12 protein-coding genes are annotated in these 16,281 nt (G+C 43.0%); 11 read left to right on the forward strand and 1 reads right to left on the reverse strand.

Going from position 1 to position 16,281, the window contains the following annotated elements:
* The 9 genes from T525_RS0103580 to T525_RS14080 all read left to right on the forward strand — a co-directional run.
* The coding region (locus T525_RS0103580; RefSeq protein WP_027406077.1) for an autotransporter domain-containing protein at positions 1–705 on the forward strand (705 nt) is incomplete at its 5' end.
* A gap of 284 nt (positions 706–989) precedes the next feature.
* Positions 990–2,453 carry a radical SAM protein gene (locus T525_RS14070; protein ID WP_051533376.1) on the forward strand — a complete coding sequence of 488 codons (1,464 nt, stop codon included), beginning with the start codon at positions 990–992 and terminating at the stop codon, positions 2,451–2,453.
* A 60-nt stretch (positions 2,454–2,513) separates the two neighbouring features.
* Positions 2,514–6,188: an autotransporter domain-containing protein gene (locus T525_RS0103590; RefSeq protein ID WP_037325053.1), complete on the forward strand. Its 3,675-nt coding sequence runs from the start codon at positions 2,514–2,516 to the stop codon at positions 6,186–6,188.
* Between the two features lie 214 nt (positions 6,189–6,402).
* Positions 6,403–6,765, forward strand: coding sequence for a hypothetical protein (locus tag T525_RS0103595; protein WP_027406079.1), 363 nt, complete (start codon positions 6,403–6,405; stop codon positions 6,763–6,765).
* A 144-nt stretch (positions 6,766–6,909) separates the two neighbouring features.
* The gene (locus tag T525_RS0103600) at positions 6,910–7,776 is read left to right on the forward strand and encodes a transporter substrate-binding domain-containing protein (RefSeq protein ID WP_027406080.1); all 867 of its coding nucleotides are present in this window, start codon (positions 6,910–6,912) and stop codon (positions 7,774–7,776) included.
* A 305-nt stretch (positions 7,777–8,081) separates the two neighbouring features.
* Positions 8,082–8,291, forward strand: a complete 210-nt coding sequence (locus T525_RS0103605) for a hypothetical protein (protein WP_027406081.1) — start codon at positions 8,082–8,084, stop codon at positions 8,289–8,291.
* An 89-nt stretch (positions 8,292–8,380) separates the two neighbouring features.
* Positions 8,381–9,247 carry a hypothetical protein gene (locus T525_RS0103615; RefSeq protein WP_027406082.1) on the forward strand — a complete coding sequence of 289 codons (867 nt, stop codon included), beginning with the start codon at positions 8,381–8,383 and terminating at the stop codon, positions 9,245–9,247.
* 428 nt (positions 9,248–9,675) lie between these two features.
* Positions 9,676–10,428 carry a response regulator gene (locus T525_RS15465; protein WP_051533377.1) on the forward strand — a complete coding sequence of 251 codons (753 nt, stop codon included), beginning with the start codon at positions 9,676–9,678 and terminating at the stop codon, positions 10,426–10,428.
* An 18-nt stretch (positions 10,429–10,446) separates the two neighbouring features.
* Positions 10,447–13,017, forward strand: a complete 2,571-nt coding sequence (locus T525_RS14080; protein WP_051533378.1) for an ATP-binding protein — start codon at positions 10,447–10,449, stop codon at positions 13,015–13,017.
* A gap of 95 nt (positions 13,018–13,112) precedes the next feature.
* Here T525_RS14080 and T525_RS0103630 read toward each other — a convergent pair whose 3' ends face one another.
* A complete protein-coding gene (locus T525_RS0103630; protein ID WP_027406083.1) occupies positions 13,113–14,741 on the reverse strand; it encodes a GDSL-type esterase/lipase family protein in 1,629 nt (542 codons plus the stop codon).
* A gap of 145 nt (positions 14,742–14,886) precedes the next feature.
* On the opposite strand from T525_RS0103630, the gene murB reads away from it, so the two are divergent.
* A complete protein-coding gene (murB, locus tag T525_RS0103635; RefSeq protein WP_027406084.1) occupies positions 14,887–15,804 on the forward strand; it encodes a UDP-N-acetylmuramate dehydrogenase in 918 nt (305 codons plus the stop codon).
* Positions 15,804–16,268 carry a CYTH domain-containing protein gene (locus tag T525_RS0103640; protein ID WP_027406085.1) on the forward strand — a complete coding sequence of 155 codons (465 nt, stop codon included), beginning with the start codon at positions 15,804–15,806 and terminating at the stop codon, positions 16,266–16,268. Before murB ends, T525_RS0103640 begins: the two co-directional genes overlap by 1 nt.
* The last annotated feature ends 13 nt before the right edge of the window (positions 16,269–16,281 follow it).

Raw genomic sequence — 16,281 nt, forward strand, 5'->3', positions numbered from 1 at the left:
CGTGCTTATGGCAAGAACTGGCGTGCTGGTATTTTTGTCAGCCATGGCAGCTTTTCCTTTGCCGATAATTTATCCCATGACGATGTAAAGGATACTCGCCTTGGTGTATATGGTGGCTATAGCAATGGTCCTCATAATGCTCATGTTTATCTGGACTATGGCTGGCAGAAGAATGATCTGACCCGTCGTCTTACTGGTCTTGGTTTAAATGCCCGGGCCGATTATAACAGCCGTATTCTGGAGCTGGGTGGAGAATATAAATACGATTTAAATGCCAAGAACATGAAGGTATGGCATATCAGCCCTTACGTAAATGTACAGCTTTCCCAGCTGTGGCAGGATGGCTACACCGAAGGCGGAGCCGGCATTTTCGGTCATCGGGTGGACAGCCAGTCCAATACTTATTTCGCCGGGGGACTCGGCCTTGAATTTAAGCGCTATCTGAGCAATGGCAGCTACGCTTTGCGTCTGGGTGTTAAGCACGCCTTTGCTGGAAGTGACCCTAAATTTACCTACGGCTATGTTGGTGATACTACCAACAGCTACCAGCTGCAGGGCCAAAATGACAAGACACATTTCCTTATGTCCCTGGGTGGGGAGGCAGAATTTGCCCCTGGCTGGACTCTTGCCGGGGATTTGGCTCTCCAAAAGGGCAGCCACGATAAGGACATTATGGCAGCAGTTACCTTAAGAAGAATGTGGTAAATTAATAACGAGCTTTAAGATGTCCCCTTCCTCTTTAGGTGGGGGAAAACAAACTACAACAGCTGGTGAGAATATCTCCCAGCTCGTTGAAACGCTAATTGGAAGATTTTTCTTCTAAAGAAGAAAAATTTGAACAATGGCGTTATAACGAAAAAGGGCAGTGCATCACATTGCCCTTTTATCATGCAGGATATTCATATTATATGCAGAAGTATAAAAACAGAGATAATATTTTGTAAGGCAAAATCTAAACATAATTATGGAAATGAGGGGAGGAGAACCTGGTGTATTACAAGCTGAAGGATGATTTGCGACTAAGGGGTTGGGAGCTATTGTCCACGGGAATTGTGCGAAAGCTCTCCGAAGAAGTTAGCTTTATGCCTACGGAGGTTTATAGGGCCCTGCAAAAGGCATGCGGTTCAGTTCCCATAAATAGTCCGCTATTTTCACCAAAGGAAAAGAAAATACTGGATGAGCTGTTACAGGAAGGCATTTTGGAGAAAACAGACACTCCTGTGCCTCTTACCCCTGAACAAAAATATAGGTTATATCCCAACCGTTTTCTTTATTCTGTTCATTGGTCCATTACGGGAAATTGCAACTGTCGCTGCCGTCATTGTTATATGTCGGCGCCGACGCGCATGGACGCGCTAGTGCGGGGACAGGCACGTGATGTGCCGCATTTGTCCCCGCCGACGCGCATGGACGCTGAGCCTACCCTTGAGGAATGTCTTGATATCGTCCGTCAAATGGAGGCGGCTGGGGTGCGGGCCGTATCATTGACCGGCGGTGAGGCCTTGGTGCGCCCTGATTTCTTTAAAATTGTGGACGCACTTCTGGATGCAGATATTCTCATTAACACCGTTATGTCCAATGGTTTGCTGGTTAATGAACGAACCTTGGACGAATTTGAACGGCGGGGAATTAAGCCGGAATTTAATATGAGCTTTGACGGCATTGACTGTCATGATTGGCTTCGGGGAATTCCGGGAGTGGAAAAGGCCGTGAAACGGGCCTTTAAGCTATGCAAGGAACGTGGCTTCCCAACAGGGGCAGAATATTGTCTGCACAAGGGAAATATTCATGCCCTAAGGGATAGTGTGAAGCTCCTGGGAGAATTGGGCTGCCAAACCCTGAAGGTTAACCGTTTGAGTCTTGAGGGAGAAGGCGTGGCCATAGCAGATAAAGCCATTACACGGGACGAGGAATATCAGGCCTATTTGGATTATATTCCGCAATTTTACGAGGATGGTGCTCCTCTCAGTATTATGCTGGCGGGGATTTTCAGTAATATTGGAAAGGATGACTACATGATTCCATGCGAAAAGAATCTGGAAGATGAAGACTGTGGTAATTACTGTCTTTGTGGCCATGCCCGCAGCCAAATGTATATAACTCCTGATGGATATATGGTTCCTTGTATTCCTATGGGTAGTGTGGAAGGTGGACGACGCCATTTTCCTAATCTGAAAACAACCACCCTTTCCTCTGCATTGCAGGATTCCTATTATATGGACTTTATTGACATGAGATTGAGGGATTACTTCGCTCATAATCCTGGATGTGAGTCTTGTCAATACCGCAACCGTTGTGCTGGCGGATGTCGTGGACATGTGGCGGCCATAGGTGGCGGTGAGGATTTACTGGCCAGGGATGAGGACACCTGCGGATTTTTCCGGCAGGGGTGGTACAAGAAAATTACTGAACTAATGTCATCGGTGTTAAGTAAGAGTTCAAATATTGGATAATTGGGTTGCTTTATCAATGTTGTGTATAATTCAATTTTTAGTAAGGTGTGAAACATATTTATGAAAAAAGGAAAATTATCTCATAAACGCTTATGTGCATTGACAGCATCCATTTTGCTGGGAATGTCATCCATGTCTGTGGTCAGTGCAGGTGAGAAAATTAACAGTGGCAATAAAGATCTTTTTGACGTAAATATTATTGATGATACGGATGCTACCCGGGAGCAGATAAAAAAATATATTTTTTTCGATGGCGTAATAGGCAAGAACCCTATGACCATAAGTGAGGATAATAAGAACGGTATTATAAAGGGAATACAGTATTGGGCTGATATTTTGGCTCCAAATACTACAATAACTCACCCGGCCCAGTTTTTTGTGGCTGGTATAGCCAAGGAAAAAAATGCCTATGCTGGTTTTTATGGCTTCGATAAGGGCATCTTCACCATTCAGCCATATTTTGAAGAGTATCTTCAGGGGCTACGGGATTTAAATGATGTAAATATATTAAAATTTGAAACTGGTGCGGATAAAAAAACCTATGAAAATGGTCAGCTGGTGGATAATGGGGCCTATGGCACAATCATGCTTGGACAGTATATGGGAGCAAAGCGGGAGGGCTCCACGGATGGCTGGTGGATGAAGGGAAATGCCATATTGTCGGATAATGAGCAGGCTACTGATGGTGTAGCCATGATACGCCATGAAGTAGCCCATTCCTTGGGAATTCTTTCCCAAGTATATGTAGAGACGGATAAGGATGGCAATCCGGTGGTAGATAAGGATGGTACTACTGTATATTATTTTCCGGTAAGATTAGGCAAGAATAATACGTATGCGGATCATGTCTATGATCAGAATCTTAACCGGTACCAACCAAATCAGCTGATAATCACGTCAAAGGAGTTTGAACGTCGTCAGGTTGCTGACCCTACTCTTAAGCCATCAGATTTTTTCATTTTGGATAATAAATTGGACGATAAGTTTAAATCGGATAATCCACGGTCAGGCAACGCGTATTTTATAGGTGATAATGTATCCAAGGTATTAAATGGCCGGACCTTTGATGGGGTTGACGGTCTGCCGTTGAATACCTGGGAAAAAAATACAGATGCAAAGGTAGTATTGGATTTGGGGCATTTTAGGCTAAACAGCCTTATGAGCCATAATGAGTACCGCAATATGACAATATTTAATGAGGTGGAGCTGGCCGCGTTGCAGGATATAGGCTATAACTTTGATCGGCGGGCTCATTTTGGTTATTCCATCTATAATGACAATCTGACCTTTACCAATACCAATGGTTATTCAGCCCGTAATAGTGCTGGTACAGACTATATCAACGCATACAGCACCATTCCTTTTGGGGTAGGTCTTCATATTTATGGCACCAATAATGATATTACCCAGGCGGCTAATGTTTTTACCATTGGCGATGGGGCAGTTGGTATTTGGGTAAGTGGAACGGGTAATAAACTGACTCTGCCCCAGGGGCATGAAATTCATGCCGATGGTGAGGATGGCGTAGGCGTATTGGTATCCTATGGTGGCAATCAGGTCTTTAATCAACAGGGAACCGTTACTGCCAATGGCCAGAAGGGCAGTGGTGTACGCTTTGATTTTGGCTCCAATATGCTGGGGGCTGACGAAATCTATTGTGGCTCCTATATTTACTATGACAGGGATATAGAAGACCAAGGCAACATAACCACTGCTAAGAATGGAAATTACAATGAAAAAAAGGATATGGATAATTATGCACCGGAGCTGGGAGCCCCATTGATAAGTGAATATAATTTATCAGGGAGCTTGTCCGGTGGCGCTAATGCCATTTATATTGGCAAAAATGCTTTTGTATATAATATCAATGTAAATTCCGGTGCCCATATAACTGGCAATATAACCTCTGATTGGAAGCATTTTGGAGATTCTGTCTATGAAGGAGCCTATGACAGCAATGGTGCCAAACGGGATGTGCTGCGTATTCAGTATAATGGCATGATGGAAAAAAATGGCTATGAATACTACAAATATATACCTGATTTGGTAACGAACCTGAATATTAACACAAATCTAAAATATGATGGAAATATAACTGGTGTTGACAACATGAGGCTGAATGTTAATGCCGGTACCATGATTTATGGGGGAACTGCCAATGTGGTAAATGTCAATGTAGCTAAGGAGGCCGCATTACTTGGTGGCAGCTTCACCGTAAATGATATGACCTCCAGTATGGCAGAGGGCTTTAGCGATGGCACCACTGGCCAGTTAATTAATCATGGTACCATTGGGGCCAACAGTGCAACAAGTGACATGACCATAAAAGGTACTCTGGTGTCCGATGGAGTACTGCGTGGCTATGGTGGAGGCTCCAATGGCCAACTTGTGATTGATGGTAACGCAAATGTGAATGGATCCATAGCATCTGTCACAAATGCCCTGCCAAATGAAGAATTTACCGTTTTACGGGCCAATGCAATAAACGGTACGCTTGAAAATTCCACAACACCATATGCTGCCACGGGTATGCTGAATACCATCGGCAAAGTGACAGGCAATGAAATAAAAGTACAAACCACTGCAGCCAATAATCTTGGTCCCATAGATAACACTCAACAGCAGGCATACGATGCCATGACGGATATGCAGATGTATCTGTCAGCCAAGGGTGATAGCCGGGTCAATGAAATGCGCCCACTGTATAGTATGGACAGCAATGAGGCAAAGGAAGCCCTTACTGCCATTTCCTCCAGCCCTGTTCCAAATACCATGAATCTCATTCAGAGAAATACCATGAACAGCCATATTATTTCCTCACGGCTTAATGAAGCCTTTGCCAAGAAGGATTTGGAGGTCAATATTCCGACCACAAGCCTTGATACGGACAAATCCGATACGAATCCAACTATGAAGATGAAGCTGGATCAGCCAGTGGACAATGATTTCTGGTTTAAGACCGCCCGTAACTGGGGTGAGGGAAGCGGCAGCAGCTATTATCAGGGCACCACCTTTGCGGGAGGCTGGGACCGGGCCTATGGCAAGAACTGGCGTGCTGGTATCTTTGTCAGCCATGGCAGCTTCTCCTTTGCCGATAATTTATCCCATGACGATGTAAAGGATACCCGTCTTGGCTTATATGGGGGCTACAGCAAGGGGCCACATTCCGGCTATGTATATCTGGACTATGGCTGGCAGAATAATGATCTGACCCGTCGTCTTACTGGTCTTGGCTTACAGGCTCAGGCCGATTATAACAGCCGTATTCTGGAGCTGGGTGGTGAATATAAATACGATTTGAATGCCAAGAACATGAAGGTATGGCATATCAGCCCTTATGCCAATGTACAGCTTTCCCAGTTGTGGCAGGATGGATACACGGAGAAGGGAGCCGGCATTTTCGGACATAGGGTGGACAGCCAGTCCAATACCTATTTCGCTGGGGGCCTTGGTCTGGAATTCAAGCGCTATCTGAGCAATGGCAGCTATGGCTTGCGACTGGGAGTGAAGCACGCCTTTACGGGGGCTGATCCAAAGTTCACCTACGGCTACATTGGTAATGACACTGCTACCTATGAGCTGCAGGGACAGCAGGATAAGACCCATTTCATCATGTCTCTTGGAGGCGAGGCTGAATTTGCCCCTGGCTGGACTCTGGCCGGGGATTTGGCTCTCCAAAAGGGCAGCCACGATAAGGACATTATGGCAGCAATTACCTTGAGAAGAATGTGGTAGGTTTGGAGATTGCTTTAGTATTTAAAATAATATGTAAATTTATTTTAAATAAAAAGGATTTTGATAATTTTTGTTGAAGTATCTACTAATAGAAAAAATTAAATCACCTCGTATTGTATTTTTTATCTGGAGGAGGCGGTTACTGGCAAATACAAAGCAGTATCATAATTGTTTCCGTTTTTTATCAATTTTATGTAACAGGAGGAATTTGTTTATGAGGAAATTTAACTTGCACAAATTGTTGTTAGCTTTCGTTATGGTGTTAGGCTTGACCTTCATGTGTTCATCCACTGCAGATGCCAAGGAGTTGGCTTTGGTAAATAATACTGGTTCTACTATCGTGGTATTAAATTGTTCACCTACCATCAGCAATCAGTGGTATGAAGATGTACTTGGCAGCTCTGTTTGGGAAAATGGTACCACTATCACCTTGGATTTTGATCGTTGGGCATTGTGCGATACTTGGGATTTCAAGGTTCATTTCACTAATGGTGATTCCGAGGATTGGCGTGACGTTAATGTAAATAATGTAAATACCATTATTTTAGAGCCTAATAGTGTTAATACCTATCTTTGATTAACAGGTATAAAATAAGTTACGATAATGAAACAGCCTCTCAATTTTTTGGGAGGCTGTTTTTAATAATTTGCAGGAAATTTACATTATTTGCAGAAATAACACTTTAAAGGAAGTGATGATTTTTTAAAGGAGGAAGCGTTAATGAACATCAGAAAAATTATTGGTTTATTTCTCGGATGTGCAATGGCAGGGGCTGTTCTTGTGGGCTGCGGTGCCAACAGTGGTACCAGTGAGCCTTCAAACAGCGGTCCTGTGAAGCTTGGTATGCTGACCAATATGAACATAACTGAAATGGTATATGCTGACTTGCTGGAAAAAGCTGGTGAAATGGGCGGCCGTATGCCTGAAAGTATGCGTTTTGATATAACATACTATGATAATCTTAATACCATGCTCCTGGGATTGGATTCAGGTAGTATTAAGGAGTTAAGTACTTATCAGTCTATTGGAAAATATCTAATAGGTAAAAATTCCAAATATCAGCTTACTGACTTCAATAAGCTTAAGATGGCAGATGCTTTCTGCTGTGCTCTTAGGGAAGATGATAAGGAGCTTCTTGAAAAATTTGATGTTGCCATAAAATCAATGAAGGATGACGGAACCCTTGACCGATTGGTTAAGGAGTATATTGAAAATGTGAATGCCGGACAGAATCCGCCAGCAGTAACAATTGAAAAGGTAAATGGAAGACGCAATATTAATGTGGCCGTAACAGGTGATTTACCTCCTATTGATTTGGTATTGGCAGATGGTTCACCAGCCGGTTTTAATACTGCGGTATTGAATGAAATCGGAAAACGCATAAATATGAATATTGATATTGTGCAGATCGCCAGTGGGGCAAGAGCATCAGCTCTGTCTGCCAAAAAGGTTGATGTAATATTTTGGGCAGTAGTTCCAGCGGATAATAACCAGGTTCGCCCTGCAGATATAGACAAGCCAAAAGGAATTGCCACAACTGTACCATATTATAAAGATGAGATAGTTCATATTAACATGGCCAAATAATAACGAGCTTTAAGATGTCCCCCACCTCTTTAGGTGGGGGAAAACAAACTACAACAGCTGGCGAGCATATCTCCCAGCTCGTTGAAACGCTAATTGGAAGATTTTTCTTCTAAAGAAGAAAAATTTGAACAATGGCGTTATAATAAAGAACTTTAGTCCATGGGAGCAGTGCATTTTTTGCACTGCTTCTTTGCTATCCCGTTAGTTTTATTTTTTAAAAAAATTTATAACACTTTTATTATCTCGGGGATATAAAGAGTAAAAGATACTGAAAATAATGGACAAACAACACTGGAGGGATAAAAATGGATGATGAAAAGCTGACAAAGAGACTGGAAAATTTTGATTTTTCCCGCATTCATCCAGTGAGGGAGAACTTGCTGAATCAATTGATTTTTATGCACCGCAAGGATAATGCCCCACAAGGTGTATTGCCAGGGAAAATGACAGATGATGAGCTGGACATGGCAGTTGCTGCCGGCAATCCTGCTTTGGCAAAAAAAGATAAAGAATAGGAAGAATTAAGCATCATGGCAAAGGACGATAAAAACATGATAGATTTCGCCCACATGAGATTCTTCATAAAACAAAATAAGGAATTATTATGGATTTAAAGGTAAATGTATATAAGACATTTTTAAAACATTGCTATGATATACCGGAGAATTTGTCAAAGCTGCCACTGGAGGACGAGTCTTATGTGGCAAATTGGCAGAAGGCTGAAGGGAAAGATGTACTCAGATTTTTAGTGGATGATTTGGGACTTTCAGCTTTAGATTTTAAGTGGGAAAATGAGGCTGACTTAAGTATTTCCTTCACTGAAACCTTAGGAGGAAGACTTCCTGTTATTACCACCAAAAGCCACAAGGATTTTCTTTTTATGGATGCATTGCTGAATGGTCGGGAGCAAATAAGAGAGGTTCCCGCAACAGTAAATGCTTTTACTATGCAGACCAAAGCCGAGGCAATTTTTAGGCATCGCGTTATTCTCCTGAATTTTGCCCCATACAGCAATATTCCTGCTGAAAAAATAAGATTACCATGGGATGAGTGGCTGATTCTTTCACAAAAAATTCGCCTTGCCCATGAAAGTGCCCATTATGAAACTCTTCGTTTATTGGGGGGCATGAAAAATCATCCATTGGACGAAATTGTGGCAGATGCCTTTGGACAGCTTGCCGCATTTGGAGATTTTAGTGCTGACAGACAAAGGCTTTTCTTCGGACTGGAAAAAGGAAAAGATACTTGTAATGGCAGGCTGTCATTTTATACTTACAATATACCGGAGAATGAGCGGGGAAAAATATATAAGGCAGTTGATAATGTTCTTGATGATGTGGAAAAAGAAATACGGGATAGACTTTCACGTCAGGAGAATAAGGTACAGCTTTTTATGGCTCTGGCTGGAAAGAGCATATTTGACAGGCTGAATCATCTATCATTACATAAAAGAACTGCTCCGGGACGGTGAAGAACTGTCCCGTATTACCTATGAAAATACAAAGGATGGGAAAACTCCCCCTGCCGGTGATTACGGCTTCAGTTACATTACAATTCCGGGAAAAGACCCATTTCATTATGTCCCTTTAATCTATGGGAGCAATGCATTTTAGGTACATTGCTCTTATTTTTGGTTCCTGTGAACAAAGATAACTTTTTTTAAAAGATACTGCAAAATGACATGGTTTTAAAGGAAAATGGAAATGTATGTAGAATTTTTAGAAGATAGAATAGTTGTCCCAGGGATTGCTTTGATGGCATTATGACTTATGGAAAATTCCTCGTAAAAAATAATGTGGATAATATAATCTATGAGCGGCGAAACGATAAAAATATTCTTACCATAAAGAAGAAAATAGTTTAATAAATATAGTTAATTTATATAGGGGGTATTTCAATATGGAAATGGGTCTTAATATTTATTTAATTTTGTATAAACCAAGTGTGGTAGCAAAGGCCATTGAACGGAAGCTTACTGAATGTGGCTACAATGTGGTAACAATTGCCGGTGAATTTGGCAGTATAAAGGCTCTTGCGGATTCTGCCCTGTTGTTTATTATCTATTTGCCAGGGGATATTGCCGATGATTCGGAGGAGATGCAAATTCTGGACAATATTCATGAGCAGATTTGGCAAACCAGTACAAACTTGCTGCTTATTGGTGAAAAGAAGGACCGTTCCCGTCTGATACAGCATAATAATCGTCTTGAACATGTTGCATGGCTGGACCGCCCCGTGAAGATGGATGAGCTGGAGAAAACTGTTTTGAATTGTATTTACACCGGGGGAAAGAAAAAAATTCTTATTGTGGATGACAATCCTTCCTTTGCCAAAATGGCTACTGAATGGATGAAGGAGGATTATCAGGTTTACAGTGTAAATTCCGGAATGGATGCCATTACCTTTTTGCTGAAAACCCCTGTGGATTTAATATTGCTTGACTATGAAATGCCGGTGGTGGACGGACCCCAGGTTTTCCAGATGCTGCGTCAGGAGCCTTTAACCAGACGTATCCCAGTTGTTTTTCTCACGGGAGTGGGCACCAGGGAAGGTGTGGAAAGGGTTATGGCCCTTAAGCCTGATGGCTACATTTTAAAGTCCACTACCAGGGAAAGCTTGCTGGAAACCTTGCGTGGAGTACTTGCGAAATAAGGGAGAGGAGCAATCTCTATGTTTTATCTGGCTTTAATAGGACTGCTGGCTGTACTTATCCTTTTGATTGTAAATTATGATATTTTATTTCAGTATGGCAAAACACAAAATCTTCCTGCAGTAAAAATGTACAGGAGATTTCTCTTTGCTGTTTTGGCGTACTATATTTCCGATACACTTTGGGGTGTATTCAGTGAACTGAATTTATTTAACCTGCTTTTTACCAATGTGGTAATATACTATATTGTCATGGCTGCGGGCATACTGACCTGGACACGTTATGTGGTTACCTATTTGGGCGAGGATCACAAATTTGGAAAGTTTCTTCTTTGGACGGGACGCATTTTCTTTGTAACAATTACATTGGCATCCCTTGCCAGCATCTTTACCCCGGTGCTGTTCTGGTTTGATGAGGCCGGTGAATACCACGCATGTCCTGCCAGATATGCACAGCTTATTTTCCAGATTGTGCTGTTCCTTTTGACCTCTGCATACACCTTCAATGCCATGTTAAGCTTGGAAGGTGCAATAAAGAAGCGTCATCGTACTATTTGCCTCTTTGGCCTTGTTATAGCAGTATCCCTTATTCTTCAGCTGGAATTCCTTTTCATTCCGATGTACACCATTGGCTATATGCTGGGAACATGTCTACTGCATACCTTTGTTATAAGTGAACGCGTGGAGGAATACCGTAGGGCCAGTATTGAATCAATGCGCCGTGAAAAGGAGGCTGCTGAACAGGCATCCCAGGCCAAGAGCGAATTCCTTTCCAATATGTCCCATGAGATACGTACCCCAATTAATGCGGTTCTGGGCATGAACGAGCTGATACTTCGTGAATGTGATGACGATAATATTCTGTCCTATGCGGAAAATGTACGGAGCTCCGGCAATACACTGCTGGGACTCATAAATGATATTTTGGATTTCTCAAAGATCGAGGCAGGAAAAATTGAGATTATTCCCGTTGATTACGATCTTTCCTCCACCCTTAATGATATGGTGGTAATGATCCACAATAGGGCGGATGACAAGGGGTTAGAGTTTAAGGTGGACTTTGATCCAAATGTGCCAAAGCAGCTTTTTGGTGATGAGGTCCGTATAAAACAGGTTATCACCAATATTTTGACAAATGCTGTGAAATATACAGAATCAGGCAGCGTAACCTTTTCTGTAGGCTTTGATAAATGCGAGGATGACCCGGACAGTATTATTCTTCACGTGAAGGTGAAGGATACGGGTATCGGCATAAAGCCGGAGGATATGAAGAAGCTCTTCTCCAAATTTGAGCGTATTGAGGAAAAACGCAACCGCAATATCGAGGGTACAGGTCTTGGCATGACCATCACCAAAAATCTTTTGGATATGATGGGAAGCTCCCTGCAGGTGGAAAGCATCTATGGTGAGGGGAGCACCTTCTTCTTCGATTTGAAGCAAAAGGTTGTGAAATGGGAAGCCCTGGGAGATTATAAGACATCCGTTAATATGCTGTTAAAGGAGCATAAAAAATACAGGGAGAAGTTTACTGCTCCTGAGGCTGCGGTGCTTGTGGTCGACGATAATCAGATGAATCTGACGGTATTCAGGAGTCTCCTTAAGCGTACCAAGATAAAAATTGATACGGCCAGCAGCGGAGATGAGGCACTCACCATGGCTCAAAGCAAGATGTACGATATGATATTCCTGGATCACATGATGCCGGGGAAGGATGGTATTGAAACCTTGCATGAACTGCGGGAACAGGTTGATGGACCAAATGAGGCCACTGTTTCTGTTTGTCTTACTGCCAATGCCATATCCGGGGCAAGGGAGCAGTATATCGCAGCGGGCTTTGACAATTATCTTACCAAGCCAATTAATCCGGGCAAGCTGGAGGATATGCTGATGATGTATCTGCCAGGGGATAAGATCCGGATTTCCGGGGAAGATGATATTGACGACAATGAAGATTTAGATAAAGAGGGGCAGGAGAGTATTCCTGCAAAATTGGAGCCCCTGAAGGCAATGGAGTTAATTGACCTCTCAAAGGGTATCAAACACAGCGGAGGACCGGATATGTATTTGAATCTGCTGAAAATCTTTTATGATGCCTTGGAGAATGAGGCCACTACATTAAATGGATTCTATGATGACAGTAATTTCGATGACTACACCATACAGGTCCATGCCATGAAAAGCTCTGTACGGCTTATTGGGGCTGAGTCCCTTGCCGAAGAGGCCCAGTTGCTGGAAAATGCCGGCAAAGCAAAGGATATTGATTATTTAAAGCAGCATCATGAAGATTTCATAACAACCTACAGGAGCTTTAAGGAACCATTGTCTTTGATTTTCACTGATGAGGTGGAAGAAACGGGGGCAGCTGAGGTTGAAGAGGAAATGCCTGAGGCAGATGCAGAGCTCATGGACACCGTATATGAGGAAGTCAAAGCCTCCGCCCAGTCCAGTGATGCTGAAAGCATAGAGGCTGTTTTTGCGGAGATAGAGGGTTATCGTATTCCGGATTCTGAAGCTGACCTTTGCCAGAAAATAAGGTCTGCGGCAGCCAATGGAGATTTTGAAACAATTTTGTCCCTGCTGGCAGAGAGATAATTTTTAAATAATGAAGTCACTCTTAGTTGTGACCAATAAAAAATACCAGTCACCAAAGCTTAAACTTTGATGACTGGTATTTTTGTGCTTAATTTTTAATGTTTAAATACTTCCTTATGGGCATTAATGGCCTCTGCCATAATCATTTTACCCATTATATCAGGATGGAGGCCGTCGTTGGCGAAGGCTGGATCCATGAATGTGTGGGTGGGATCATAGAAATATGGCTCCAGATCAATGTAATATGGCTTGGTCTTAATATAGTTGTTTATGGTCACCAATTTGGAGTACCAGTTAGGGTCTGTAGGCGTCCTGAAGGCCAGCATGATGTTGGCAGGATTGATTGGGGGCAGGGTGAGCATAATAGGCCTGATATCGTTGGCAATGCACTTCTGATATATTCCCTCAAGATCTGCAATAACCATGTCAGCTGAAATATCGGAATTTCTCAGGCAGTTGGAGCCGGTGAGAATCATAAGATTTATAGGCTTAATCGGCAGTACATCGTTGTCGAAGCGGTCAAGGGACATTTTTGATGTATCGCCGCTGCGGCCAATATTGATGGCTGGAAAATCAAGATAAGTGGTGTAGCTGTACTGCATACTGCAAGGGGAGAAGGATACGGCACCGCCCCCGTGGGTAATACTGTCACCGAAGGCAGCAGCAAATGGGCGGGTGAGATGGTTTTCCATCTCAAAGGTATCAGTATCGGAGAAGACGCCGATGGTCTCACCCCGCATATTTACAGCCCTTACACGCCAGTAATAGGTGCCCGCATACATTCTTGGATATTCGTCATAGCAGCTGAAGGAGTCAGTAACAGTCTTGGCCCATGCCCTGTGCGGGGTTGCCACTGTGTTGTTTTCTTCCACAGGAGGCTTGGCCATAAGCTCCACCTCGTATCTGTCGGCTCCATACATTGGAATCCAGTGGAATACAGGATAAATAGGCTGCTTGAAATCAGGCATTACGTCGAAATTATTGAGAAGGGGCTTGTTTGGAATTGGCTGTGCTGAATCCACCATAATCTGCTCTGCCGTGGAGAAGACGCCAATTGGCTCCTTTCTGAGGTTTAAGGCCCGGACACGCCAGTAAAGGCGAGGCTGGTTCAGATATGGTCTAAGGTCAATCTGAATGCCGTTGGTAAACACCTGCTGGGTTGCCATAAGGTGATTTGTCTTGGAAAGAGTAATGGTATTTTCCTGATCCGGCGGGCCGGAAAGCAGCTCCAGCTCGTAGAGCACCCCGTCAGGAACACTGTGCCATACAAGATATGGTATAGGACTGGCGGGATTATCCTGGGTATATTTATATATTGGAATTGGTCTTATAGGATCGCTGTAATTTGGATTTGGTACGAAAATTTCATCAGAGGACAATTTACCAAAAATTCCGTAGGCAGTAATTTTATAATAGGTAGGAATTGCTGTGGTTGGCACATCAAAGGAATTTTCAAAGGTATATTCTTCCTTCAGCTGATGATATTCAGGGCTGTTTGGCACCTTTCCGGTGGTCTTGGAATAAACATCTACCTTATAAAAACAAGGATATGGGTACTTGTTCCAGTCCATGGTCATCTTGCCATTTTCCTCAGTAAAGTTGGCTTCTATTTTAAAGTTTTTTAAATTAAATAAATCAGTCTTCTCTGTCAAAAATACACATAGTGTGGTGAAACAGAAAATCAGCACAAGAAAAGAAATAAAACCAACGATAAGTTTTCGCATTACAAATCCACCTACAATTAAAAATCAACTCACAAAGTAGATTATATAACAACAAACAACTCTTTTCAAATAGATGGGAAACGAGTATAATATAGAAGTTAATTAAGTTGTTAATAACTAATTTACTTATTGGAGAAATGACGTAATGGAAATAAATCAGGAATTTGTTGATGGCATAAAGAAAATATTACCTGAGGAACAGTTTTTTATAAATGAACCCATGTGCAACCACACCACCTTTAATATTGGTGGTCCTGCGGATTATCTTATTTTCCCGGGCAGCATGGAGCAGCTTCAGTCCGTTATTTTGCTGATGAATCAGTGTGATATTCCCTTTACTATTTTAGGCAATGGTTCCAACGTGCTGGTGTTGGACAAGGGCATCAGAGGTGCTGTAATAAAATTCCACGCCCCAATGTCCTACAAGCGCTGTGAGGGCAATAGGATTATTGCCGGAGCGGGAGCATATCTGAAGCATATTTCCCAGTATGCCGCTGAAAACAGCCTTTCCGGCATGGAATTCGCATGTGGTATTCCGGGCTCCCTGGGTGGTGCGGTGTTTATGAATGCCGGGGCATACGACGGGGAAATGAAGAACGTGGTTAAGGAAGTAAAGACCGTAACTGCCACTGGTAAGATTTTGACCTACGGCCCTGATGAATTTAACTTTGGCTATCGCCACAGCGTTTTCCAGGCCAATGGTCAGGCCATTGCCGAGATTACCCTTGAGCTTCAGCCAGGTAATAAAGAAGAAATTTTAGCCAAAATGGATGATTATACTACCCGCCGTGAGAGCAAGCAGCCTTTGGAAATGCCAAGTGCCGGCAGCACCTTCAAGCGCCCTGAGGGCTATTATGCGGGAACCCTTATTGACAGTACGGGCTTAAAGGGCCTCCAGGTGGGTGGCGCCCAGATTTCCACCAAGCATGCGGGCTTCGTGGTTAATTCCGGTCATGCCACAGCCCAGGATGTCCTTGATCTCATTAAAGAGGTGCAGGACAGGGTATACAAGGAAAAGGGTGTTAAGCTTTATCCAGAGGTTCGTATTATCGGAGAGCAGTAATGGGTGTTGAAATAGAGCGCAAATACCTTATTAATGAAGGAAAATGGCAGCCCCAAAATGAAGGTGTAAATATCCGACAGGGCTATCTGTGCACTGAAAAGGAGCGCACTGTCCGGGTCCGCACCAAGGGAAATAAGGGCTACCTTACTATTAAAGGTGAAAATCAGGGGATTTCCCGTATGGAAATGGAATATGAGATTCCCTTTGATGATGCCACAAAGCTTTTGGACAGCCTTTGTCATAAGCCTCTTATTGAAAAGACCCGCCATATTGAGGAGCATTTGGGCCACACCTGGGAAATTGACGTATTCTTTGGGGATAATGAGGGCCTTATAGTGGCAGAGGTGGAGCTTGCCTCTGCTGATGAGGAGATAAAGCTGCCAGAGTGGATTGAAAGGGAAGTATCTGATGACAAGAGATACTATAACTCCTGTTTGTCCGTAAAGCCTTATAAAACATGGTAAAATTGGGGACCAG

This window comes from Anaerovibrio sp. RM50 (assembly GCF_000622005.1).
Lineage (GTDB): Bacteria > Bacillota > Negativicutes > Selenomonadales > Selenomonadaceae > Anaerovibrio.

Bases quoted from the DNA above. Each gene is read 5' to 3' on its own strand.
- T525_RS0103590 (WP_037325053.1), top strand. From the start codon at position 2,514: ATGAAAAAAGGAAAATTATCTCATAAACGCTTATGTGCATTGACAGCA.
- T525_RS0103595 (WP_027406079.1), top strand. From the start codon at position 6,403: ATGAGGAAATTTAACTTGCACAAATTGTTGTTAGCTTTCGTTATGGTG.
- T525_RS0103600 (WP_027406080.1), top strand. From the start codon at position 6,910: ATGAACATCAGAAAAATTATTGGTTTATTTCTCGGATGTGCAATGGCA.
- T525_RS0103605 (WP_027406081.1), top strand. From the start codon at position 8,082: ATGGATGATGAAAAGCTGACAAAGAGACTGGAAAATTTTGATTTTTCC.
- T525_RS0103615 (WP_027406082.1), top strand. From the start codon at position 8,381: ATGGATTTAAAGGTAAATGTATATAAGACATTTTTAAAACATTGCTAT.
- T525_RS15465 (WP_051533377.1), top strand. From the start codon at position 9,676: ATGGAAATGGGTCTTAATATTTATTTAATTTTGTATAAACCAAGTGTG.
- T525_RS14080 (WP_051533378.1), top strand. From the start codon at position 10,447: ATGTTTTATCTGGCTTTAATAGGACTGCTGGCTGTACTTATCCTTTTG.
- T525_RS0103630 (WP_027406083.1), bottom strand. From the start codon at position 14,741: ATGCGAAAACTTATCGTTGGTTTTATTTCTTTTCTTGTGCTGATTTTC.
- murB (WP_027406084.1), top strand. From the start codon at position 14,887: ATGGAAATAAATCAGGAATTTGTTGATGGCATAAAGAAAATATTACCT.
- T525_RS0103640 (WP_027406085.1), top strand. From the start codon at position 15,804: ATGGGTGTTGAAATAGAGCGCAAATACCTTATTAATGAAGGAAAATGG.